Annotated in this window: 13 protein-coding genes and 1 pseudogene; 4 read left to right on the top strand and 10 right to left on the bottom strand. The window is 48.1% G+C overall.

Translation table 11 applies throughout. From position 1 onward, the window contains the following. Positions 1-318: 318 nt before the first annotated feature. From AC0LWN_RS32285 to AC0LWN_RS32255, 7 genes are all read right to left on the bottom strand, one after another. A complete protein-coding gene (locus AC0LWN_RS32285) occupies positions 319-1,854 on the bottom strand; it encodes a lipopolysaccharide biosynthesis protein (protein ID WP_474672657.1) in 1,536 nt (511 codons plus the stop codon). Then, on the bottom strand, positions 1,844-2,977 hold the full coding sequence (locus tag AC0LWN_RS32280) for a polysaccharide pyruvyl transferase family protein (protein ID WP_474672655.1): 1,134 nt from the start codon (positions 2,975-2,977) through the stop codon (positions 1,844-1,846). The genes AC0LWN_RS32285 and AC0LWN_RS32280 overlap by 11 nt, the downstream gene beginning before the upstream one ends. Then, positions 2,974-4,029, bottom strand: coding sequence for a glycosyltransferase family 2 protein (locus AC0LWN_RS32275; protein ID WP_474672653.1), 1,056 nt, complete (start codon positions 4,027-4,029; stop codon positions 2,974-2,976). Before AC0LWN_RS32275 ends, AC0LWN_RS32280 begins: the two co-directional genes overlap by 4 nt. A gap of 30 nt (positions 4,030-4,059) precedes the next feature. Continuing rightward, positions 4,060-4,965 carry a glycosyltransferase family 2 protein gene (locus AC0LWN_RS32270; RefSeq protein ID WP_474672652.1) on the bottom strand — a complete coding sequence of 302 codons (906 nt, stop codon included), beginning with the start codon at positions 4,963-4,965 and terminating at the stop codon, positions 4,060-4,062. 503 nt (positions 4,966-5,468) lie between these two features. Further along, positions 5,469-5,912 (bottom strand): copper amine oxidase N-terminal domain-containing protein, encoded by a 444-nt coding sequence (locus AC0LWN_RS32265; RefSeq protein ID WP_474672650.1) that lies wholly within the window; start codon positions 5,910-5,912, stop codon positions 5,469-5,471. Positions 5,913-5,975: 63 nt separating this feature from the next. After that, the gene (locus AC0LWN_RS32260; protein ID WP_474672648.1) at positions 5,976-7,127 is read right to left on the bottom strand and encodes a YrpD family protein; all 1,152 of its coding nucleotides are present in this window, start codon (positions 7,125-7,127) and stop codon (positions 5,976-5,978) included. A 399-nt stretch (positions 7,128-7,526) separates the two neighbouring features. Beyond that, positions 7,527-8,039 (bottom strand): aldose epimerase family protein, encoded by a 513-nt coding sequence (locus AC0LWN_RS32255; protein WP_474672646.1) that lies wholly within the window; start codon positions 8,037-8,039, stop codon positions 7,527-7,529. Positions 8,040-9,236: 1,197 nt separating this feature from the next. Here AC0LWN_RS32255 and AC0LWN_RS32250 point away from each other — a divergent pair. Beyond that, entirely contained in the window at positions 9,237-15,479 is a 6,243-nt protein-coding gene (locus tag AC0LWN_RS32250) for a cadherin-like beta sandwich domain-containing protein (protein ID WP_474672644.1), read from the top strand. Between the two features lie 100 nt (positions 15,480-15,579). Here the strand turns inward: AC0LWN_RS32250 and AC0LWN_RS32245 are convergent, their stop codons facing one another. Next, positions 15,580-16,449, bottom strand: a complete 870-nt coding sequence (locus tag AC0LWN_RS32245) for an aldose 1-epimerase family protein (RefSeq protein ID WP_474672642.1) — start codon at positions 16,447-16,449, stop codon at positions 15,580-15,582. A gap of 482 nt (positions 16,450-16,931) precedes the next feature. Between AC0LWN_RS32245 and AC0LWN_RS32240 the strand changes: the two genes are divergently transcribed. Both AC0LWN_RS32240 and ald read left to right on the top strand, forming a co-directional pair. Then, positions 16,932-18,158 carry a Zn-dependent hydrolase gene (locus AC0LWN_RS32240; RefSeq protein WP_474672640.1) on the top strand — a complete coding sequence of 409 codons (1,227 nt, stop codon included), beginning with the start codon at positions 16,932-16,934 and terminating at the stop codon, positions 18,156-18,158. 317 nt (positions 18,159-18,475) lie between these two features. Next, complete coding sequence (gene ald / locus AC0LWN_RS32235) at positions 18,476-19,609, top strand: alanine dehydrogenase (protein ID WP_474672638.1); 1,134 nt, start codon at positions 18,476-18,478, stop codon at positions 19,607-19,609. 359 nt (positions 19,610-19,968) lie between these two features. Here ald and AC0LWN_RS32230 read toward each other — a convergent pair whose 3' ends face one another. Both AC0LWN_RS32230 and AC0LWN_RS32225 read right to left on the bottom strand, forming a co-directional pair. After that, positions 19,969-21,369 (bottom strand): helix-turn-helix domain-containing protein, encoded by a 1,401-nt coding sequence (locus AC0LWN_RS32230; protein ID WP_474672636.1) that lies wholly within the window; start codon positions 21,367-21,369, stop codon positions 19,969-19,971. Positions 21,370-21,606: 237 nt separating this feature from the next. Then, positions 21,607-23,016, bottom strand: a complete 1,410-nt coding sequence (locus tag AC0LWN_RS32225) for a helix-turn-helix domain-containing protein (RefSeq protein WP_474672634.1) — start codon at positions 23,014-23,016, stop codon at positions 21,607-21,609. 194 nt (positions 23,017-23,210) lie between these two features. On the opposite strand from AC0LWN_RS32225, the pseudogene AC0LWN_RS32220 reads away from it, so the two are divergent. After that, positions 23,211-24,905: pseudogene (locus tag AC0LWN_RS32220) on the top strand (HNH endonuclease); the annotation flags it as partial.

The following is a 24,905-nucleotide window of genomic DNA, read 5'->3' as shown; positions in this document are numbered from 1 at the left end:
AAAACTCCACTTAAATCAGCTTGATCAAGCGAAATCCGCCGAAAAAGAGAGAATTAGGTATACTTTTTCCACTTAAATGCTCAATTAGTGCGGAAAACGGCGAATTAAGTGACCTTTTTCCACTTAATCCGGGCCGAGACGCCCGAGCGGTCAAAGCAACCGTGCTACCGGGCCGAGACACTCGAACGGCCCGAGCAAATGAGCGGCCGGGCCGAGACGCCAGAGCGGTCCGAGCAGCTGTACTACTTGGCCAAGACACCCAATCCGTTCGCCCCTCCAAGCCGCCAAGCACCCGGGCTGCCAAGGCCTCCCCGGCACTCAGCCCTGGCTTGCAGCAACCTTGCCCCGCGCCTTCAGCTTGCTGCGGAAGCGCTTGGCATAGCCCCAGGCGTAGAGGAACGCTTCGCGCTCCAGCAGGGAGCCGACTGCGTAGTAGAGCGGCAGGATAACCAGGCCGAGCGCCGCGCCCCAGAGAATCACGCCGGTGTAGGAGGTGATGCTCAGATCAAGCTTTGTGGTAATGAAGACAATGGCTGCGAACACGGCGACATTGGTCAGCCATCTGCGGAACGTGACCCAGGAGCTGCGCTCCAGCAGCACCCGGTTGGCGTACACGACAATGTCGATGGAACGGTATAGCAGCGCGGCAATCGTACCCATCAGCACGCCGTAAATGCCGAATAAATTAACGAAGATAATCGAAGCCCCCAGATTGATGGCCGACTCCATAATCGAGCGGAACTGGGTGTTGCGGAAATGTCCGGCGATCGTAATCAGATTATTGGATGAGGTGCGGGCATTGGTCAGCAGCTTGATCACCACGAACAGGACCGGCAGCCAGAAATTGATATAGTTCACATCGTTGACCCCGGCTGTATACAGCCGCATGAACGGCAGGATCAGAATGTACACCACCGTCAGAATGGCGAAGATCAGCCCCATGAAATAGACCTCATACGCATCATAGAGTTTGACAAAAGCCTCTTTGCCCTCATGATAGCTCTGCCCCAGCGCCGATTTGACGCTTCCGTTAATGGTCTGCACGATGTTGTCGACGATAGTGAAAATCATATTGTACATAACGTAGATACTGACAACCTTTAGATTCGTAAAAATCGTCAGGATCAGCACGTCGGTGTTGCGGAAAATGAGATAGGAAATCTCGTGCACCATGACCGAATTTTTTTGTCCAATGGCGGCAAAATCAGGCTTCTCGCTCAGGTCGATCCACTTATAATTCCGCTTCGCATAGATATGGAAGGCAACGATCTGCAGGACGGTCAGCACGAAAAAGGACGCCTGTACGGCAATGATGTCCACTCCCTGCAGCAGGAGGATGATCCGCACCACGTTGTTCAGGATATTTGCGATGGTGACGATGGAGGTCTCCACGTAGCTTTTGCCTTCTGCAATCAGCAGAACTCTGAATTTCCCCTGGTAATAATAATTGATCGCCCCGCCTAGGCCCGAGAACAGGATGATCGCCATAATGCTCAGCTTATTGATCTCCGAGTGAATCACCAGCGGGTAAATGACCGCTAGCAGCACGACCGAGATGAAATAATAAATCCCGGTTTTTTTGTAGTAGCTGGAGGTGGCAGTGAGAATCGAATTGATATGCTTGTGGTCGTTCTTCGCGACCGGCTTATACAGGGCTTGCAGCGAAGCTGCGCCGACGCCTGCTTCAAGCAGAGCGAAATAGCTGATGATCTGCACGATGGATGCGATCAGACCGTTGGCCTCGGAGCCGTAGTTGACCATGATCAGCCGGGGGATGAAAAAGCCGAGAATAATCGTGATCACCTGGCTCGTAAGCCCAAAGCCCAGGTTCAGTATGCTCCGTTTAGCTTTCATAGCTTCGTCTCCCTTCCACAAGCGGCACAGGTGACAGATAGGCATCGAGCTGCTCAAAATGCTTCTCCGCCTGGTTCGCCTGCAACGTCACATCAAGGCTGTTCGTTGCCATGCTCGCATACACCTGCTCCGGGGTAACCTCGGCCAAATGTGCGAAATCCGTATACTGCCCGTGAAAATGAGCGTCCTGCATGACATTGACCATTTTATTGCTGTAGGCGACAGGAAAGACCGGTTTGCCGAACACCCAGCCGAGAATCATCGCATGGAAGCGGGAGGCGACAATGAAGCTTGCACCCGTCAGCGCCGCAAGAACCTCATCTATATCCGTTTTGTAAAAATGAACCTGCGTCCTCCGCTGCAGCTCTGCCGGAATGAGGCCCATAATCTGTCCGATGGCCTCCTGATCTCCTTCATGCTGGCAAAACGACAGGAAATGCACGTCATAGCCCATCTGAATGAAATGGACTGCAACATCTTTCATTTTTTCATAATAGAGGTTGTCAAAACTGCTCTGAGCTTTGGCAGAAGGCTTGATTACCGAAATGGCGATATACCGTTCTTCGGCGGCGGGCTCCGCAGCATTTGAATATTTTAGCTGGAAAATAATATCCGGGGCCATTCGCACATGGCTCAGATCCTTGAACAAATCATACGAATACTGCTCTCTGAACGAGATGTCGGTATATTCCCGGAATATCCGCCGGTGCTCCTCGTAGTAGGCCTTGTCAGTAAAGGGGCCGAAGTTTGCGCCCATCAGATAATACGGTTTGCTTTTATTGCGGAGGCTCTCGTTATTCGCCACATATTCAGCCCAGTGCTCGCCCTGCATAAAAATAGACCCGCCGATATGAACGGTACCGTCTCCGTGATCGACCAGAAGCTTCTGCATAAAGTTTGGATGCAGCTTCAATTTGCGGAAGAAATAGTTGATGCCCTTGAAAAGAACGGAGTCCGAAGCATAGACCGTCAGGTTGGGGAGTTTCTTGAAGACATCCTTATATAACCGCGGAGCAATGAGCATGAACCGGGTATCCGGGTAACGTTCGCACAGCACCTTGATGAACAGATCATCGCCGAGATTGAATTCCGTGTATGCGTAGATCATCATTTTCTTCTTCATATCTTAATTTCCTTTCTGCTGATCACGGCTTTGAGCTTGTGTTTGAACCCGAGCCAGCTCCTGTCCAGATGAATCAGCCGCCCGTACAGGTCCGGGGAAATTAAGAAGGCTTTGATCTGAAAAGCGAGCTGCCGGTCATCGCCCTGATACACCCGCATAATCTGCTGCATTTCCTGATTCACGCCGGGGTAGGCGAGATCAATATCATGAAGCAGCCTGCGGATGCTGATGCCGCTTGTGCCGTTCAGGCAGGTCTTGAGATTGTAAAAATAATTCTCCGTCAGTTCCCGGTTCAACAGCAGATGGGATATCGTCTGGACCTCGCTGAACGGATGGGCGCGGAAATATTCGTCCACCCGCTTGAAGGCGGCGACTACATCGAATTTGTTCACATTGTACGTGCCGGTGATCGACGATGTTCGCTGCAAGTAGTAGGACAGCACATCGGGGATCGTGATCACCCGGGCGGCCCGGGACAGGGCTTTATAGATGAACTCCTGATCCTCTCCATTCACACAGCGTTCGGTATAGCGGATGCCGTTCTCCAGCAGAAAGCTTCTCTTGAAGGCTATGCTGCCGGTCCAGACTCTTAGACTTTTATGCACAAAAATATTCTTCAGCGCTTCGCTTCCCGTAGTATCCGCAGCGGCTGAAGTGAAGCTCACAATCGTTGACCGGTCCTCGCGGACCAGGTTATGGCCCCAGCAGAGAATGTCCGTATCTCCGCCGGAGGTACATTCCCGTACACGCTGTACCAGGCTCGCGTCCGCATAATCGTCGCCGTCCAGGAACAGCACATAGTCGCCGTTTGCTGCGTCTAGCCCCGTATTTCTTGCGGCACTGACCCCGCCATTGGACGTGCGGATCAGCTTGGCCTGAAGAATGGGATGGTTTGCGAGAATCTCCTCGGCAACCCGGGCGGTAAGGTCCGTTGAGCCGTCATCCACCAGAATCAGCTCGAACCGTGTCTCGCTCTGATCCAGGAGTGAATTCAGCAAGGGCGTTACATACCGTTCTAAATTGTACATAGGAACTACAATGCTTAAGCTCATGCAGCCACTCCCTTCCTGAAGTGAGATGGATTATCCTGCGGTTTGCCTGGAGAAGATTTCCTTCAGCCCTTTTTTGTAACCTCTGATGGCGGCGATATTCTTCTTGGGCTGCTCCCGGAGAATGAGGTAGGTGGTAGTCCATATGAGAGCGAGATAACCGATCGGGCCTGACTTCTTGTCCTTTAGCAGATGCACATGGTTCAGCACCCGGGTATAGGCGACATCTTCAAGATTGTCTCGGGATGCAGGCGACTCATGGTGCAGCAGCTTCAGTTCGGGATTGATGTAGAGGGGGCCGGATTTCTGCGCGATGCGCGACATGAGAATGTCTTCGCCGACGCTGTAGCTTTTGAGCCAGGGTACGGGTCTGAGATCCTTAATCGCCTCCTTCCTGAACGACATATTGCAGCCGTGCTGGAACTCGGTCTTGAAGATCTTCCGCTCCCTGTGCCAATTGTACATGGAGCCGGCTTGTCCGCTCAGAGAGAGCTTGCCGCTCGAAAGGGATTGCTGGAAGGACAGCAGGCAACGGATCGTACCGAAAAAGCTGTTGCTCATCCCGATGGCGATGCCGCCGACTCCTGCGCAGTTAGGATAGTCGAGGTAGGTCTGTATAAGGGTGGACAAGTAATGTTCGGGGATTTCGACGTCATCGTCAAGGAAGAGGATCTTATCCATAGTGGACAGCTCCACGGCCTTGAGCCGGGACAGCCATAAGCCCCGGTCAGTCTTGCTGTGATAGACAAAAGAATAACCGCTTGCGGTCAGTAAAGCCTCAAATTCGCCAAGATTTTTAACGGGTATAGCGCCATCATCAATAATAATAACTTCTATGGGGGTTGTCCGGCCAATGTCCTGATTAGTTATAGAATGAATGCACCGTGTCAGGTCCTTTACCCGATTCCTCGTGCAGATAACCACTGACAATCCTTGCATATACTCCACTCCCTTATCCAATTCTCCCATTCTTTTTTATTATTATTACTTGGGATTATAAGCTAACTTAAGCTTACTATTGGCAGAGAAAGGTTGTATATACTACTTTAGTTTACTTGTTGGGTGTGAGTTTTATATCTCCAAAGTCTTGCTGTACACGAGTTTTTCCCGTATAAAAGGAGCATCTCGCTAAGTCTCGTGGTATCGAAGGTATGGGTTAAAGGTATGATATAGTGATTTCTGGGAACCAAGAGGAAGCTTTTCAACAATCAACGCATTTGTGGATTACTTTAATATAATAATCATCATAATCGACTTAGAAATTCAAAACGCATTTTTGCAATTTGTTTCTTATCAACTGTATACAATTCCTTATAGGCAGCATCGGCAGGTAATTAAAACACACAAGTAGATCAAAATGCATAGCAAACCATTTACGTGGTAAAGAATAAAATGAAGAGCCTATCCAGTTAAATTGATAGGCTCTTCATCGGAATTCAAGTTCATTTAGGGAAGTTAATATGCACTGAAGAATCATCAGTTGTTTTACTCCAGGTTACAGTTGCACCAAGCGATTCGGATATAAATCTTAAATTCACATAGAATATATTACTAGTAGGTTCCAGTGAAGGTGCTTGATTTAAGGTTATGGCTTTTCCGTTTAAATAAGCTTCATATGAATTATCGGTTAATTTGATTGTTATATCATTTTTTGTCGCTGTAACCGTTTTGGTATGATTATCCCATGTAACGGTCATTCCATATGCCTCAAAAATTGGACGCATAGGTACAAGGGTTGTACCAAGGTACGTTACATTGGCATAAATATCTAATTTCTCATTATTAATAAAAACACTTGGATGTTCCCGCGAAGCAAATGCACTATTGACTCCTGAGATCATTAAAATAACCGTCGTACACAATAATAACTTTTTTATCCTTCTCATAAGTACCTCCAATTCAATAATAATAGACAATGGATCATTATAATCCATTGTCTATTATTATAGTTAATAAATGCTGCTATTTACAACAATTGAAACAGAAGAACTACTAGTTATAGTTACATTGGAACGATCATTCTGAGGTGTCGTTATTGCCCCGCTAGCAAGTGGGGAACCATTGAATTGCAAGCTTGAAAAAGTTGTTTGATTTTTTCCTGTATCATTATTACTAACGACTGTCGACAAAAGCTTCCATCTACTAATTGAAGGAAGATTATAACTACCGCTTGATTCTAGTATGGTAATAAGATTCGTATCCTTCAGACTATATCCCCCTAATGTTGGCGAAATTGCCCACCCGTCAATTTTCATTCTAACCTTACCATTATAATTATACCACCAGTAAATTAGAGGACTCGTACCAGGCTTATAACCATTCTTGTTCTGAACTTCGTCATATGGTGATGCAAAAGAAGTACCGTATTGATCCCAACCAGTATCGTTTTGTGTTGTCGCACGCATTTTCTTTTTCAAAATTATTACTGGCTTCCAGCCATAGCTAGTAGAACTTGGTCCCAAGTTATCATAGAGTTCAAGACCCATGTCTCCCGCCCAAGACCCAATGCCATTAGCATTAGTAGAGGAATATTCAAATCCTCCGTAGTTAAAAGCAACATGAGCTGGTCTATCCAAGCTAACAATGCTAGCGTTAGCTTCTGGGAGGCTCATAAGACCCATTAAATAACTACCAGGAGTACCAGTAGTTGTTACGTTTACTCTCCCCCCAACTCCATCTGAAATAAATCCTGTACTTGCAGCAGTAGACTTAAAATTGTCTTCATTAAGGTTTGAGCTTAATAATCTTTCTACATTGGTTTCAGCTTTATCTACAACTATAAGTTGTGGCTCTTCATTAGCTGCTTCCTCATATAAGTAAGTATATTGATCATCAAACGTAATGTAATCATATGTTTTCTGATCAGAAGATCTTGCAAAACCAACTGTAGTACCTCTTTCTTCTGCAACCGCATTTTTTGCAACATTTAGAATAACCGCCAGTTTGTCACTTGCAACTTCCTGAGATTCTTGATGGATGACGTTTACACCCGTCAAGTCCAAACTTATTGACGCAGGTGCGTCTTCGGCAAATGCTGAGGCTGGAATTGCAGAAAAACTTAGGATCAAAAGCGAAATTAGGAACTTTTTGCTACGATTCATATAATTACCTCCTCGTTGGAATGAAGTAATTATATTGCATATATATTATTATTTATAGAATTTATTTACTTGTAAAAAAATATCATTTTATATATAGTATATCAATTAATTTCATTTAAATTCCATTTATGCATTATTCAAATATAACTGAATTTGTGAAATACCCAAGTCGGAGCAGTCGGCCCTTAGTAATTCGAGTGGCAACTCATGAGAAAAACGAATGGTTTACAATTCAAGCATAGGAAAATAGAGCCTGCCATGAAACAGGCTCATTTCGAACTTATGTTCTTCATTTTTCAGCCCAAAAAACTTATATAAACCTCAGCCGAAGCACTTACCATGGGGGGATGTCAGTGTCGTGAAATTTAGTTCAACTCATAAAGCTTACTCTGCAGTTCCTTAGCCGATTTCAATCGTCAAGGAGCTGGTGAAATGTGCACCCGGTTCGAGTGTGATCGCCCCTTCCTTATCCTTTAACTCGCCCTCGAAAATATCCGAATCAGCCACGCCGTGCCAAGGCTCGATGCACAAAAAAGGCGCATTCGGCTTCTGCCAGATGCCGAGATCCGGGAATCCTTCGAAGGATACGGTGACGCTTTTTTCGGTGAGCTTGCTTTTCAGTATGATCGTCCAGGAGGCTACATTCTGGAAGACCAGCGCATCGTCCTTGAACATTTCATGGGTTAACGGAAGAATGCGCTCACCGCTCAGCACTGTCTCCAGCTGGCCGCTGATCCGCAGCCCGGCACTATTCAGGAACTCCCGATCCAGTGTTTCGTTCTCGGAGAACTCCAGTACATAATCACTGAAGCTACCGTTCTCATCCAGCGGGCAATTGAAAGCAGGGTGCGTGCCAAGCTGAAAGTAGATTTGCTGCTCGTCAATATTTTCTACCCGGTAGTCTAACTTCACGAAAGTGGATTGTGCGTGCGCAAAGACAGCTCAAACGTAGAAAATGGAGAGAGCGAATCCAAAAAGGAACGGGAAGAGATCTCCTAGTCTGTTAAAAATGCGGATGTTATTATGAATTTAAGGGAGAAGTCTGTCTAGAAGAAGGGAAACTCACGATTAAATATGCAGCATGCGAGAAGACACGAGGCTGTTTAGAAAGGATGATTGGAGATCTCACCGGTATCGAAAAAACGAAAACCCGTCCCAAAGAAGAAAAGAGAGCACGGAGGGTTAGGGAGCAGGTTACAGAACAAAGAGGGGGTCAATTATGTCTGTTTGGTCTGTAAGCAGACGGAGGAAATCCCGCTCAGTGTCGTACGTGACTTTGATCGAATGGACGGAGGAGATCCAACGGTTCCGCCCCAATTCTCCTGTGAACACTGTGGTGGAGAGATGTATCCCGAGTATTACAAAGGCGTTCATGGATACGAGTACCAAATGATTGAGAATACACCGAATGTAAAAAGGACCTGAAGCGGAGCTTCAGGTTTTTCTTAAAATTTTTCAGGGGGAAATTTTGCTTATCAAGGTCATTGTTCATGTAATGATTCGTGTAACTGGGAATATATGCGTTTTTGTGAAGGTGAGTGCTGTAGGGTTATGTTGTTTCTGAGGTTTTTTAAGGTGTAATGTCGTTTTTTAAGGTTTTTTTAAGGTGTGATTTTTTATACTAGGCTAGAAGAAATGGAACAAAAGTATTAAAAGTTGTGGGGTGGCAGATTCGGATTGCCGGGAGGGATAAGATCAACAAGAGGAAGAGTGGCTGGAAGACACTTGCCAACACAGGGCTCACATAACAGACCGTGTACACTACCCGATTGTGGCTCGTAATGGGGTTCCCTATATTGTCTATTCTGATTCAGCGCACAATGGCAGGGCAACTGTCATGAAGTATAGAGAGGGAAACGGCTGATGGCAATTGGAAGTTCGTGGGCAGCACCAACTGCTCGTCAACCAGCCCTTTGGATATAGAGTTAAAGATGGATAATGGCGTACTCTTTCTCGTTAAAAAAACATAAAATTCCAATAATTCGACATCAAATGCAGTGCGCAAAAATCCGATAGAGAAATATAGGTATTTTTTCACGCAAATTCAGGGAGGCGGCAAAAGTCAAGAGCAAACAGGACGTACATCTTAATGAAAATGGGGCTGAATTTGTGAAATTTAAAAAGGGTTCAAGATATTTGATCATGGTATTAATTTTGATCCTGATCGTTAGTAATTTTTACGGGATACCCCGCGTTGCGCAAGCACAGTCATCCGGTCCATTGGATACAATATTAGAGGACACGCTGGAGCCTGCCGGGAAATCTGTTTCGGTCATTAACAGTAACGGGATTGGCATTACCGAAGTAGATAATACCAACGGACAATGGCAGTATAGCACAGGAGGAAACTTCTGGTTGTCTATTGTGGCACCGAATCCTGGTAAGATTGCAGTGTTCGGCAGAGATGTGATGATCCGTTTTGTTCCAAAAAAGGATTGGAACGGAACCGCGCAAATCCAGTATCGGGGTTGGCTTTCTTCAGGACAGTATGGCAGTAATTATGTAAATATAAATGCTGAATATGCCGGAGATACCGCAAGTTACAGCGAATCAGAACAAGCTGCGCAGATTGTAGTTACGCCAGTTAATGATGCACCTTATATTTCCGAGCTTAGCGGCAGCACCTATCTTGATTTTGATGGCAAAGGCTATGTTACGATTCCAGATTTGAACATATACTCCAATTCTCTTACCATCGAAACATGGGTAAATGCCAGCAGTGCTCCAACGTGGGCCCGTATTTTTGATACCTCGTATGGACCTGATAATTTTAATCTTCATCTGACCTTTGAGGGAAGCACAGGGAGAATAGCGCTTGAAGCCCTGCCGCAAAAGGGTACCCGAGTTAAAGACTATCTGGTGAAAACCACAGAGCAGCTGCCGCTTAACCAATGGGTTCACGTAGCCGCTGTTTATAATGCTGTGGAGAAAAAGGCCTATATCTATTGGAACGGGATTTTGAAAGGCAGCGGCTTTATGGATCTCACAGATATGGCCAAAGGCAGTGCGGCAAATTCCAACATACCGAGACCTTATAATTTTATTGGTGAGAGCACATGGTCCCAGGATGCCAATTATATTGGCGGCATGAGAGATTACCGTATCTGGAATAAGGCAAAGACCCAGGCGGAGATTGAAAGCCAGATGAATACTAGTCTTACTGGCAACGAAGCTAATCTGATGGTCAACTATAAATTCAATAATCCTAACGATGGAGCCGTAGCCAAGGACTCCTCCGCGGGCCAAAGAAACGGAAATATCATCAGCGGTAAATGGCTGTCCGGGACAGGATTTAACTCGGGTGTGGTGACACCTGTTAACACACCTGTATCCAAGCCGTTTAAGGTGACGGATGTCGATGACGGCGACGTGCTGACGCTTAGTGCAACCTCATCGAATACATCACTTTTGCCGAACGCCAACATCACTTTTTCAGGTGAAGGCTCTGAAAGAAACATCAATCTGACCCCGGCGGCAAATATGACAGGTACTTCCACTATTAAAGTCACCGTAAGTGATGGAATTACTTCGAGCACCAGCAGCTTCTTGCTGAGTGTAGTAGCCGGTAAATTTGATCTGAAATTCATTACGCCTTCTGTAGGGGTGATGGCCCCTGCCTTTAACAGAGGGATTGTCTATAATAAAGTGCATGTTCCCAACAAAAGCGGAAACACTCCAAACAGCAGCATCAATATTAATGTAGGAGCTGTGAATCCTGCTGATGTGAATGTGACAGCCTACACCGACAATGGCTCTGGGGTAACCGTATCGGGAACCTACCCAACGTTTACAGTAAGCGGCCTGCCAGTGGGTGTATATAAGCAGGTAAAGATAAAAGTAGCCGATAAAAATTCAACCAACTCAAAGGAATATGTGTTGGATGTGATCCGCTATCCGGAGAATGATGCTAATCTGGCTGCGGCAGACGGGCTTTCAGTATCCGACTTAAGCACTGGGCAAGTCATTGCTCTGTCTCCAGGGTACAGCAGCAATATAGGCAACTATACCGCCACAGTCGAGAATAATGTAAGCTCGATAAAAGTGGATGTTATAAAGTCCAGTATGTTTGCAGCAGCAAAGCTAAACGGAATAAACATCGGCTCGGCCGAATCCGCCGCAGCCACTGGGAATGTCAGCTTGGCCTATGGAAAAAATGTGATTTCCGTAGTGGTTACTGCAGAAGACGGCAAGACAGCAAAAACCTATAATATTACGGTTGTAAGGAAGCTGTCTGGTGATGCCAGTCTGACTAATCTGACTGCTTCGCCAAATGGACTGTCGCCAGCTTTTGACACCAATCAGCCGAATTATACGATGGATGTGGCCAATTCTGTAACGGCTGTGGAATTTACTCCAACCGCTGCCGAAGGTGCAAGCATTAAGGTGAATGGCGTGGATCACCCAAGCGGCACTCCTTTCTCTATAACCGGTCTTGCAGCAGGCAATAACAAGTATCTGATCGAGGTAACGGCACAGGATGGAGTGACGAAGAAGTCTTACAGTCTGTTCATTCTGCGCGCACCTTCGGATGTGGCCGATCTTTCGGAATTGAAGGTCTCATCAGGGACATTGACGCCTGTGTTTAATAACAATGATACCGGGTATTCGGTTGAGGTCTCGAATGAGGTTTCTTCACTGGAAATCACTCCGAAGCTGCTGGATGCTGCGGCAAGCCTGTCTGTAGACGGGAATGCTCACGTAGATAATACAACCTACACCAAAAACTTGAATGTCGGAATGAATACAGTCAAGATCGTTGTTGTCTCGCAGAGTGGTGTGCGTGAGAAAACAACCCTTATAAATATTATCAGAAAAGCTTCTTCGAATGCGGATCTGTCCAGCCTGGTTCTTTCAAAAGGCCAGCTCGATCCTGCTTATGACAAGAACCAAACCCGGTACGCCGTTACTGTGGCTAACCAAGTGTCTGAGCTTGCAATAACTCCAACACCCGAGGACATCCATGCAACGGTTAGTCTGAACGGCAACGTGACCCCTAACGGTCAGCCAAGATTGGTCGATTTGCAAGTAGGAGTCAATGAGTTCAATGTTCTGGTCCAAGCGGAAGATGGTGTAACCACGAAGAATTATGTACTGACGATTGTCCGCAAGGCATCTTCAGATGCGGATTTAATCAACATCACATTGTCCGGCAAGCCGCTGTCCGGCGGATTTGACCGTACAACTTCGGCCTATTATGAATATGTCGCCAATAATATTGACAGCGTGGCTGTTGCGGCGACTGCAAGTGACCCGCAGGCTACGTATACAATCAACGGAGTACAGTCTGCAGGGGGTGTGCCGGTTCCTTTGGCTGTAGGTGAAAATGTAGTTACAATAGTCGTTACGGCTGCTGACAAAGTAACTACCAAGGAATATACGGTAACCATCGTTCGTGCGGCTTCGTCAAATGCGAATTTGCTTGAGCTGACGATGACTGACTTATCAAATAATGCAATCTCTCTTACACCAGTTATGGGTACTCTCAGTTACAATGGCGCTGTGCAGAATTCGGTGTCAGTAGCTAAGCTGAATGCGATTGTGGATGATGCAAATGCAAGCACCTCCGTATTGGTGAATGGGGTTTGGATCGAAGATCTGAACGCGGTGCCTTTGACTACAGGATTAAATGTTATTGAAGTCAATGTCACGGCCCAGGATGGAAGCATGAAGGTATACACCATTCATTTGGTGAGAAATCCAAGTACAGATGCTACGCTTTTAGAGATGAGGGTTTCCCCTGGCGAATTAACCCCGGGTTTCCAGGCAGGGATAAGTGATTATTCGGTCAATGTGGACAATGGTGTAAGCAGCATGGATTTTTCAATTGTGACTAATGATGAAACTGCAACCTACACTCTGAAGAAAAATGGAGCCTCCACTGGTGTCACTGGAAGCCGTGTGGCTCTGGATGAGGGAACGAATCGAATTACAGTACAGGTTACAGCGGCAGATGCCAGTACCCAAAAGACATATACAGTTACTGTGAATCGTGCCATTCTGCCGAAGGATTCTTCTCTTGCGGATTTGACCGTCAAATCTGTGACAGGAACAGAGATCCTGGATCCCGAGTTTTCAACTGGAGTCTTCAAGTATTCCTTGTCTGTACCTTATGAAGTAGATCAGGTAGAGCTGGATGCGCTAAAAGGAGACATAAATGCGCGGTTGACCGCAAATGGTGTCACAGTGGATAACCCGATGCTTGTCAAATTAGTGGAAGGGCTAAATACTGTTAACCTGAAGGTTACAGCTCAGGATGGTAAGACAGAAAGTGTATATGTGGTGGAAATCACCCGGAAATCACGCTCTTCCAATGCTGATTTGAACGGTATCAGCGTAAATGCCGGAGCTTTGGACCCTGTCTTTAATCCTGCTGTTTCCAATTATACGGTAGAGGTAGACAGTGACGTGGACTCCATCACCCTGAACCCGGTAGTGGCTGATACAAAATCGGGAAGCCAAATCATTGGCAGAGATGGTGCCTCTCTGGAGCATCTGGTTGAAGGGGATAATGTATTTGATATTTTGGTTACTGCAGAGGATGGGACTGTAAAGATCTACACGGTTAACGTTATTAAGGCCAAGCCTGTAGCTACGCCAACACCGTCACCATCCGCAGCACCATCGGCAGCGCCATCGGCAACACCGACAGTAACACCAACAGCAGCACCATCGGCAACACCGTCGGCAGAACCGTCAGTAGCACCGTCGACAGAACCGTCGGTAGCACCATCGACAGAACCGTCGGTAGCACCATCGACAGAACCGTCAGTAGCACCGTCGACAGAACCGTCGGTAGCACCATCGACAGAACCGTCAGTAGCACCGTCGACAGAACCGTCGGTAGCACCATCGACAGAACCGTCGGTAGCGCCGTCGGCAGAACCGTCGGTAGCGCCGTCGGCAACACCGACAGCGGCACCGACACCGGCAGTACCGACACCGGGACCTGTCACACCAATTGCGACAGCATCGACCACGGAAATTAACGTGAAGGTAGAATCAGGACAGTTGGGTCTAGGCTCTGTATTGGCGGAGACAGTCATCCGGCGTACTCAGGATTCAGGTGGAATTCTGCATGATGTAGTTAACTTCCCAACAGACCGGGTAGAGGAGGTTGTCCAGAAAATCGCTGGAACCTTGGATAATACGGCCCGGATCATGATCCCGGATGAAAAGGATCAGGTTGCAGATGTTAAAGTGAATGTTCCGAAAGATGCAATTAAGAAACTCGGTGATTCTAACGTGAACCTGGAAATTTTCACGGATAACGTAAGACTTCTTATAGCACAATCAGCATTGGATAATTTCACTGAAGATCTGTTCTTCCATGTTGTGCCAATCAAAGACCAGGCGTTGCGCAAAGAGGTCGAGGACCGGGCAAGAATTGAACGGATTGTCAGAGAAATAGCAGCAGACAAACAAATTGATGTTGTGGCCCGTCCGATGACTATTGAAACCAATATGCAGAGCAGACCGGTTACAATAACGCTTCCTCTGCGTGACGTACAGCTGCCGGTCGCTCTATCGGAAAGAGATAGCTTCCTGGCCAATCTGGTGATCTTTATAGAGCATAGTGATGGTGACAAAGAGCTGAAGAAGGCGAAGCTTGTTGAATACAAGCCAGGCGAGCTTGGCTTGGAGTTCAATGTAGACAAGTTCAGTACATTCACCATTCTAAACATGGAAGGCTGGGAGAAATATTTGGCGGCAACAGAGGCAGCACAGTTGCAGCAGCAGAACCATCACCAAGCCTTCATTACCGGCTATTCAGATGGAACCTTCAAGCCGAACCATTCGATTACCCGTGCGGAAATGGCTGCAATACTGGCGAGAAACCTCGGCTACGAAGCATCCGCAGCGCCGTCTGTCTCCTCCTATCCGGATGTGAGGGATGGCCACTGGGCGAAAGGCGCCATTGAATTTGTCAAAGGGTTAGGGTTGATGCAGGGCAACGAAAAAGGCCTGTTCCTGCCGGATGCCCCTATCAGCCGCGGCGAAATGGCCGCTATCGCATCGAGATATAAGAAGCTGGACACTACAGCCATTACCTCTGGCGGCGGATTTAAGGATACGGCTGGCCACTGGGCCGCCAAAGACATTGAGGCTGCAAGCAAGGCGAATATTATTAACGGATATGAGGATGGTACGTACCGTCCAAGCGGTGACCTGACACGTGCTGAAGCCGTAAAGGTTGTCAATCGTCTATTCGGACGCGGACCGTTATACGGTGTCGCAACCCCAAGCTGGCCTGACGTGCCGACGACAAACTGGGCTTATAATGAAATTGAGGAAGCTTCCCTTAACCACAGTTTCACGGTGAGGATTGAAGGCGGAGAAACGCTAAGTCAATAAGATCATATGAAGACAAAGAAGGCCGCAGCACCTGACAGGTGACTAACGGCCTTCTTTGTATTATTCAAAGGATACAAAATTGTGGTGGCGGGAGCAGCCGTTAATCAATTTTTATAGTCAAGGAACTGGTGAAATCATCCTCTGGCGTCAGGGAGACAATACCTTCCTTATCCTTAAGCTCGCCCTCGAAAATATCCGAATCTGCCACGCCGTGCCAAGGCTCGATGCACAAAAAAGGCGCATTCGGCTTTTGCCAGATGCCGAGATCCGGGAATCCTTCGGAGGATACGGTGACGCTTTTTTCGGTGAGCCTGCTTTTCAGCGTGATCGTCCGGGAGGCTACATTCTGGAAGACCAGCGCGTCGTCCTTGAACATTTCATGGGTCAACGGAAGAATGCGCTCACCGCTCAGCACTGTCTCCGGTTGGCCGCTGATCCGCAGTCCGGCACTATTCAGGAACTCCCGGTCCAGCGTTTCGTTCTGGGAGAACTCCAGTACATAATCGCTGAAGCTTCCGTTCTCATCCAGCGGGCAATTGAAAGCAGGGTGCGTGCCGAGCTGGAAGTAAATTTGCTGCTCATCAATATTTTCCACCCGGTAGTCCAGCTTTAGTGTGCTGTCATTCAGTGTATAGGTAATATACAGGTTGAATTTGAAAGGATAGCTGGGCAAGGTATGCTCGCTGCTGGTAAGCAGGAATACTGCACGGGAGTCGCCCTCTTCAACGATTGTAAATTCGCTGCGTCTGGCGAAGCCGTGATTGGCAAGCTTATACGCTTGTCCCTGCACCCTGATCTCTCCGTTCCGGGCTGCGCCGATGATGGGGAACAGTACCGGAGAACGGCCTGTCCAAAAGGCGGCGTCCCCGCTCCAGATATATTCCGTATCCTTTCTTTTGAAGCTGACAAGCTCCGCTCCGAGGGTACTGATCGTGGCTTCCGCCGAGCTGCTGCGCAAAATGGTATTCATAGGATGACTCCCCTTTCACAATGTATGGTACAGCCAGGGCTTTCTGCTGACAGCTCATATTCTACCAAACTTCTTAGAATATAAGAATTGATATGTTCATGCTGTTGTAACACAACGTGAATAATTACCCCCAAAATTATTACAGTGTGTCAAATGACAATCCTGGAGAATGATTTAACATATATAGAAAGCAATCATTCTATATAAAACAAACTTAAAACAAAGACAGGGTGAGAGTGACGGAGGGGAATTTTGGAACTGTAGGAGCGAATGCGACCGCCTGAAAGCTTTCCGTAGGAAAGCTCGCTTCGGAAGCATAATCAGTCTACGGATTTCATCCGCAAACAGCGGTTTAAATCAAGAAATCTGTAGACAACAGCGGCCGGAAGTCCAAACATTTACCGCAGTTACGACCAACACCTTGAATCGAAGATCTTAAGTTCGTTTTATATAAATGAGCGACGAAGCGGAGGGATAGGGCCATGCAGCTGAAGCAAATATTCGTGAACGGCGGAAGACTGAAGGATACGATTGAGGCCTTTGCTGATTTTGGGCGTACAGACAATAACGGTGTGACCCGGCTGTCGCTGTCGGAGCAGGATGTGCGGGTGCGGAACTATTTTGCCACATGCTGTGAAGAATTGGGAATGTCGGTGAAGGTCGATGATATGGGAACGATGTATGCCACACTTGCGGGAACGGAAGAGGGACCGCCTGTCGTGATCGGCTCGCACCTGGATACGGTCAAAAAGGGTGGCCGGTTCGACGGTGTGCTCGGTGTGATTGCCGGGCTGGAAGTGGTGCGGACGCTGGTCGATCATGGCATCAAGCCGCGCCTGCCGGTGACGGTGATGAACTTCACGAATGAAGAGGGCGCGCGGTTCGAGCCTTCGATGATGGCCTCAGGTGTGCTGTCGGGCAAGTTCGACAAGGCGGAGATGCTGAAGAAGAAGGACTCGGATGGAATGACCTTCGCGGAGGCGCTAGAGGCCAGCGGATATGCCGGAGATGCGGCGAACCGGATCAAGGAAGCGAAGGCGTATCTGGAGTTGCACATTGAGCAAGGGCCGGTTCTGGAAAAAGAAAACCTCAGCATCGGCCTGGTGGACTGCGTCGTGGGCATGGCCTGCTATGAGATTGAAGTGACGGGCGAGTCCGACCATGCCGGAACAACGCCGATGGATATGCGCAAGGATGCCCTGTTCGCCGCAACCGATCTTATCACAGAGCTGCGGAGCAAGCTGGGCGCGTTGGATTCTGAGCTGGTGTACACGATGGGCAGAATGAACGTGCTGCCAAATATCCATACCGTCATCCCGAACAAGGTGATTTTTACCGTTGAAGCGAGACACAAGGATATGGACATCGTGCGTACGGTGGAAGAGATCATTAACGGCTTGCCTGAAGAGCTGGAGGGCTGTACGGTGTCAAAAACCAAGCTGTGGGGCCGCGATACGGTGTGGTTCGATCCCAAAATCTGCGCACTCGTGGAGCAGGCGGCGCATCATTTGGGCTACAGCAGCAAAAAAATCGCCAGCGGAGCAGGGCATGACGCCCAGTTCGTCGCAAGTTTTCTGCCGTCGGCCATGATTTTTGTGCCCAGCGTGAACGGTAAAAGTCACTGCGAGGAGGAACTGACCTCTTACGAAGAGTGTGAGCAAGGTGTTAATGTTGTGTTGAAAACCGTGCTTTCGGTGCTCTTTAAGTAGTTTGTGTCATGAAACATAACGTATATGTTTGAAAAGAGGGCGTTTGTTCAGCAAGGGTGCGGAAGCAGTCCCGTAACCTCATTAATTGGCTTTTGAAGGAGAGACACCGGCGACGGTGTCTTTTTTGGGCGTGCCTGATTGTGAAATTGTTAGATATACCAACGCTTTGCGCGCCGGATCATAGAGTTTCCTCCCCCTCCATTGTGTTAAAACACAATCATGGTAGATAAAGTTTTTCTTTTTCACCAAAATGCAAAAGGGATTCATATGTTATCATTCTTTACATAAGAGAAATCTACAAGACGGGAGCGATAACAATGATCATTGGAGTACCCAAGGAAATCAAAAACAACGAAAACCGTGTTGCCATCACACCAGCCGGAGTTGTAAGCCTTGTAGCCGAAGGACATAAAGTGCTGGTGGAAGCCGGAGCCGGAGTAGGCAGCGGATTCCTGAATGAAGAGTATGCCGCCGCCGGAGCAGAGCTGATTGCCGAAGCAGCAGCCGTATGGGCCGCCGCTGAAATGGTCATGAAGGTGAAAGAGCCACTGGAAAGCGAATATGGCTACTTCCGTCCCGGTCTGATCCTCTTCACTTATCTGCATCTAGCTCCAGAGCCAGCCCTTGCTGCGGCATTGAAAAATAAAGGCGTGTTCGCCATCGGCTATGAAACGGTTGTCCATGAACGCACGCTGCCGCTGTTGACGCCAATGAGCGAAGTGGCCGGACGGATGTCCGTGCAGCTTGGCGCGCAATTCCTGCAAAAGAACTATGGCGGCCAAGGCATTCTGCTCTCCGGTGTTCCCGGCGTCAGCAGAGGCAAGGTCAGCATTATCGGCGGCGGTGTAGTCGGTACTAACGCAGCCAAGATGGCCATCGGCCTCGGGGCAGAGGTGACGATTGTTGACCTGAGCGCGGACAGACTCCGCCAGCTTGATGATATTTTTGGCGCACAGATTAATACCCTAATCTCCAATCCGTACAACATTGCCAAAGCCGTTGCCGAAGCTGACCTGCTGGTGGGCGCAGTACTGATCCCGGGTGCGAAAGCGCCGAAGCTGGTGACCGAAGCAATGGTCAAAACTATGAAACCCGGCTCCGTAATTGTAGACGTGGCGATTGACCAAGGCGGTATTGTTGAAACGATCGACCGGGTAACGACACATGACAATCCGGTGTTTGAAAAGTATGGCGTACTTCATTACTCGGTAGCGAATATGCCGGGTGCGGTAGCCAAAACATCGACCATCGCGTTAACCAACGTAACGGTTCCTTATGCGCTGCAAATTGCCAATAAAGGTGTGTTCAAAGCGATTAAAGAGGATGCCGGCCTCAAGAGCGGTGTTAACGTAGCGGGCGGCAAAATCACCTGCAAAGCCGTGGCAGAGGCCCTTGGGGAAGAGTACTTTGCGGTAGAGCAAGCAGTCGGGCGGGAGTTCTCACTGATATAGAGCAAAGAAGCGAAGGAAGAGCAGTGGGGGAAATGGCAGTCCGGCGAGTAATCGCTGGGCTGTTTTTGTGTTTTAAGGGAGTTATATTTCCCTCTGTTGTGGATAATATGTGCATAACTTTGGGGATAAGAGGTGCACAAAAAGAAAGACGCTCCCAGTATACCGGGAACGTCGTTTGGTTGGTTTGCGAATTTCAATGAAAACGAAGGGCAATGAAAGGACTTGAAATTAAGTCATTGCTGCACAGTAAGCTTCAACCATCACCAAAACCGTGCCCCATGGTTTGAACCAACATTTGAGTACTACTGTTTGCTACGGAGTCAATAGTACCTACAGGTATAATAATTGCAACAGCCAGACTAAAGGAAGCTAGAAGAATGATGAATTTTCTTTTCATGTGAGTCCTGCACCTCTCTAATCAGAAGTTTGTATTGTTTTTTCTCTTCTTCATCTGCCTGATGCCGATGCTGTTCAAACAGATCGACACATTTGATGACAGTGCTTTCACTATTGATTCTAGCAGATGATTCCAAACTTTGCAGGATGAACAGAATTCCTTGGTTACGCTGGTTATGTAAATAATAGGATGCTAGTTCAGCAAGGAATCTGGCATATTGGTCAGCAATGATCTGTTGATTGTGAAGAATGCCAAACTCCGCAAGATTTGTTCGATAGGGGATGTAGGAAGAAAACCGCTCCAGAATGTAATCAACATTCCAATCATAGCGGTTAGCCGACAAGATAATATTGTATAAAGCTATAAATATCTCATCTGTTCGGAGGGAGATATATTCGACATATTCAGGGAGTGCCTCATACTGTCCTGCCAACACTCGATAGAGCAGACTGTTCGCGTTGCCCCACTCCTGAAACTGAGCTACAGTTCGCTTCACTTCTTCAGTGTCTTCCTGTATCCAGCTTCCGTCCATATAGAGAGACACCCAATCTAATGCCGATTTGTAGTCTCCAAATTCCTCACACACAGTTGAACGAATAAGCTGTGCATATAGAATATAGAAATAAAGGGGTTTCTCGGGAGTTTTCTCGTTACTCTCTCTACGGTTCGACTGGCACTGGAGATTATAACGAATAGTTGCTAATCGCAGCATCTCCTTCGCGAGTTCATCCACCTTATGCCACCGATGCATTGAAGCATAGACATGGGCCAAATGTTTCAAACCATCCAATTGATCCGCTTCATCCAGCCGGTCCAGGTAACATTCGAAGAGAAGGGCCGCCTGCAAATTTTGGGTCTGATCGTCACCCAGGGCGATCCGAAACAAACGGAACTGGCATACCGCCAGCCGTTCGGAATTCTGATATTTCTCGCTGGCGCTCACATTCTTATATAATAACGCCGCAGCCTGCCATTGCCCGTCATGAAACAGGCCCTCGGCCACTTCGAACAGCATGGGGGCATAAATCAGGTTTTCGAGCAGATTATGAACGACCTGTTCAACGCAATCAAGGCGGCCCAGCTCTGCTGAACGCAAAAGAAACGGCCGTAACCGCCGCCAAGTTGGTGACGAATAATAGAAGCATTCGTCCACGTATAAGCTGTAGAAATGGTCCTCCGGCAGCCCCATCCCCTTGGTTATCCGCTCCAGATGGTTCATGGCAATCGGCTGCTGATCATTAAGTATCCGGCTGAGCGTTCCTGAATTAATCCCGGACTGTCCGGAAAATTGATTAATGGACATCCCCTGCTGCGACAGATGCATTGCCAAAGAATCGCGAATCGTAGCTGTAGTAGGGACCATGAATACACCACCTAACTGAATACCAAGAATTATAGTTTTGTTTTATAGATGTAATAATATGTTATAATATTCCAATGGTCAATAGTTCAAGATTAGTAGAAACAGTGAACTGGGGCAGGGGCTGTTGTGGATAGCATGTGTATAACTTTGGGGATAAGTGCTGTAAAAAAAGAAAGACGCTCCCGATACACCAGGAACGTCGGTTGGTCTGTGGATAGAGGTTATGATGTCACTGTATCATGTTACTCTTAAAGTTTTAACTAATCCCCTCATTGTGTTAATGATGTAAGTGGTTGTTTGCCAGTTCGGTAAGGAATCTGGCGTATTGGCCTTCAGTAAACTGCTAATTAAATGTTGTTCAAGTAGATCAACACATTTGCTTATGATACTTTCACTACTATTAATTATAGGGGATGATGTGAAAATTTGCATAATGAGGCTGATTCCTTCATTCTGCTTATTATGTATATAATAAATGGCTAATTCAGCAAGAAATCTGGCGTATTGGTCTGCTACAATCTGCTGATTGTATTGGCCAAATTCTGTGAAATTCGTCCTATAGGGGATATAGGCAGCAAACCGTTCCAGAATGTGATCGACATTCCAATCATAGTGGTTAGCCGATATGATGATATTATATAAGGCAATAAATACCTCGTCACTTTGAGGGGAGATATGCTCTACATATTCCGGCAGTACTTCATGTTGTCCTGACATTAATTGATAGAGCATAGTGTTTGCAGTCCCCCACTCTTGGAACTGAGCTACAGCTCTCTTGGCATTCTCATCATCTTCTTGTATCCAGCTTGTATCCATGTAGAGGGCCACGAATTTCAATGCTGACTTGTAATCCTGATACTCCTCGCAGACACTTGCACGCATTAAATAAGAATATAGGATATAGCGGTAAAGTGGTTTCGCCGGTTTTTTATCGTTGTTCTGCTTGCGGCTCGAGTGCCGCTGAAGGTTATAGCGAAGAGTAGCAAGCCGGATCAATTCCTGTGCCAGCTCGTCCACTTTATCCCATTTGTGAAGGGAATAATAAACATTCATCAAATGATTCAATCCATCCAACTGATCCGCTTCATCCAGCCGGTCCAGATAACACTCAAAGAGGAGTGCAGCCTGCAGATTCTGGGTCTGGTCATCCCCAAGGGCAATCCGAAACAAACGGAACTGACATACCGCCAGCCGTTCGGAATTCTGATATTTTTCACTGGCGCTCACATTCTTATATAATAACGCCGCAGCCTGCCACTGCCCGTCCTGAAACAGACCCTCAGCCACTTCGAACAGCATGGGGGCATAGGTCAGATTCTCAAGCAGATTTTGAACGACCTGCTCAACGCAATCGAGGCGGCCCAGCTCTGCTGAACGCAAAAGAAACGGCCGTAATCGCCGCCAAGTCGGTGCCGAATGATAGAAGCATTCGTCCACGTATAAGCTGTAGAAATGATCCTCCGGTAGACCCATTCCCTTGGTAATCCGCTCCAGATGGTTCATGGCAATCGGCTGCTGACCTTTAAGCACCCGGCTGAGCGTTCCTGAATTAATTCCGGCTTGTCCGGCAAATTGATGAATGGACATCCCCTGCTGCGACAGATACATCGACAATGAATCGCGAATCGTAGCTGTGGTAGGGACCATGAATACACCACCTAACTGAGTTCCAAAAATTATAATTTTGCTGTATAGATGTAATATTATTCTATAATATACCAACGATCAATAGTGTAGATTGGAATAAACAGTGAATAGAATTATTAATAATCCCGGCTGTAAAAAGCGCCATAGAATTTACATCTTCTATAGGACTGATTTTTACAGAGGGGGGAACCGGCTTGCAGACACATGCAACCGTGAGCAAGGAAAAAGAGAGCACTTCCGTTAACCATAAACCATACAGAACGCAACTGACATACACGAAACCGGCCGCTGCGCGGCAGCCGGACCCGGTGGAGATTATCCGCCGTATCCGCCAGAATCCGGCTTCGTTGACGCGGGAGGATCAGATGGCACTCCAGCGGACCCTGGGCAACCGCGCCGTTGTTAAGTTGTTATCCGAGCTGAAAAAGGACAGCAAGAAAGAGGAGAAGACGGATAACGGGGCAGACGGGAAGCCGGAGGGGAAGGGGCCGGAAGGTCTGGATAAGGCTATCGAGAGTCAGGGGACTCAGGCTGCAGAGCTTGTACAACCTGTACAACCTGCACAGGTAGAAGAGACGCCGGTGGTAAAGGTGGAGCCGGCAAGTGAGGCTCAGAAGCAGGGACAGAGCCAGGGTATGGCACAGGCGGCGGTGAAACAGAGCAGCTCTATTCTTGAGCAGCAGCCGATTCAGAAGGCGAAGCCAAGCGGAGGAGTAAAGGGCTTTCTAAAGAGGAATATGCTGGAAAACTCTGTAACCGGAAAAGCTTCACCTGGAAGTGAGGAAGGCACCAGGGATTCGGCTGCTGGTCAAACGGGTGGAGAAGGTAAAGCTGCAGCGGCTCAGCAGAAGAATGAAGCGGGAGCCGCTTCAAGTGCGAAAGGCAGCGAAAAGGAATCGGCGGCAGAGCAGGCTGATTCGCAGCCAGCGGACACTAAGGACGGCAAGGCTGGCGAGGATGCAAAGGGAAACAAGGAAGCGAAGGAAGCTAAGAGCAGCAAAGGCACCAAGGAAGCCAAGGATGGGGACGGCGAGGGCAGCAAGGAAGGCAAAGGAAGTAAGGACACTAAGGGTGCTAAGAACGCTAAGGGCGCCTCGGAGAAGGCCGAGAAAGGTGAAAAAGCCGTGCCCAAGGAGCCTTCGCTGGGGGATGCCCTCGGCGCTATAGCCGGGGACGGCAAGGAAGCCCCTGCCAAAGCCAAGAAGGTCAACATCCGCGGTGAAGAACCGGGGCAAATCCTGGATCAGCTCACCCAGGTTCAGCCTACCCAGATGGGCGACGCGTATGCCCAGGCTGTAGAGGTTTCCGCAGGAGCTTTTGAGAAGCAGAAGCAAAAGACCAAGCAGTCGCTCCCGGCGATCCCCACACCGACCGGACTCAAGGGGAAGGTAATACAAGCCCGGCGAAAGCCGGTGCCGCTGAAGCACACTGCTCCTGAGAGCTATAAGAGCGAGCGGTCCGGGGGAGCAGCAGCTCCGGGGAACCTCGAACGCATGAACATCGGCTCCTCCGGCCCGGAGGGAAATCCCGAAGCCATTATGAGTGAAATCCGTTCCGCCGCAGCCCAGCCGCCAGGCATCAGCATGACAGGCGAAGCCGATCCCTCTCAAGTGGAGGGCTTCAGCCAGGAAGCCTCGCAGCAAGTAGGCGCAGCGAAGCAAGCGGAGATGGGTCAGATCAACAACCCGTTCGGTGAAAATGACATCTATCCCGAGCCGGATGGCACCACCCTGAAGGCCAACGCAGAACTACAAGGCGGCAACACTCCCACCGCCAAAAAGCTGCCGGGTCTGGCGATTCCAGGAGAGATGACCGCAGGCCTCAACAAGACGCTTGCCCCGGAAATGAATAAGCAGCTTGGCGCCAAGCAGGCCGAATACAATAAAGAA

It is taken from the genome of Paenibacillus sp. sgz302115, from assembly GCF_056120445.1.
This window is presented reverse-complemented; position numbering and strand designations above follow the sequence as displayed.

Bases quoted from the DNA above. Each gene is read 5' to 3' on its own strand.
- AC0LWN_RS32285 (WP_474672657.1), bottom strand. From the start codon at position 1,854: ATGAAAGCTAAACGGAGCATACTGAACCTGGGCTTTGGGCTTACGAGC.
- ald (WP_474672638.1), top strand. From the start codon at position 18,476: ATGATCATTGGAGTACCCAAGGAAATCAAAAACAACGAAAACCGTGTT.
- AC0LWN_RS32270 (WP_474672652.1), bottom strand. From the start codon at position 4,965: ATGCAAGGATTGTCAGTGGTTATCTGCACGAGGAATCGGGTAAAGGAC.
- AC0LWN_RS32260 (WP_474672648.1), bottom strand. From the start codon at position 7,127: ATGAATCGTAGCAAAAAGTTCCTAATTTCGCTTTTGATCCTAAGTTTT.
- AC0LWN_RS32230 (WP_474672636.1), bottom strand. From the start codon at position 21,369: ATGGTCCCTACTACAGCTACGATTCGCGATTCTTTGGCAATGCATCTG.
- AC0LWN_RS32245 (WP_474672642.1), bottom strand. From the start codon at position 16,449: ATGAATACCATTTTGCGCAGCAGCTCGGCGGAAGCCACGATCAGTACC.
- AC0LWN_RS32225 (WP_474672634.1), bottom strand. From the start codon at position 23,016: ATGGTCCCTACCACAGCTACGATTCGCGATTCATTGTCGATGTATCTG.
- AC0LWN_RS32275 (WP_474672653.1), bottom strand. From the start codon at position 4,029: ATGAGCTTAAGCATTGTAGTTCCTATGTACAATTTAGAACGGTATGTA.
- AC0LWN_RS32240 (WP_474672640.1), top strand. From the start codon at position 16,932: ATGCAGCTGAAGCAAATATTCGTGAACGGCGGAAGACTGAAGGATACG.
- AC0LWN_RS32265 (WP_474672650.1), bottom strand. From the start codon at position 5,912: ATGAGAAGGATAAAAAAGTTATTATTGTGTACGACGGTTATTTTAATG.
- AC0LWN_RS32280 (WP_474672655.1), bottom strand. From the start codon at position 2,977: ATGAAGAAGAAAATGATGATCTACGCATACACGGAATTCAATCTCGGC.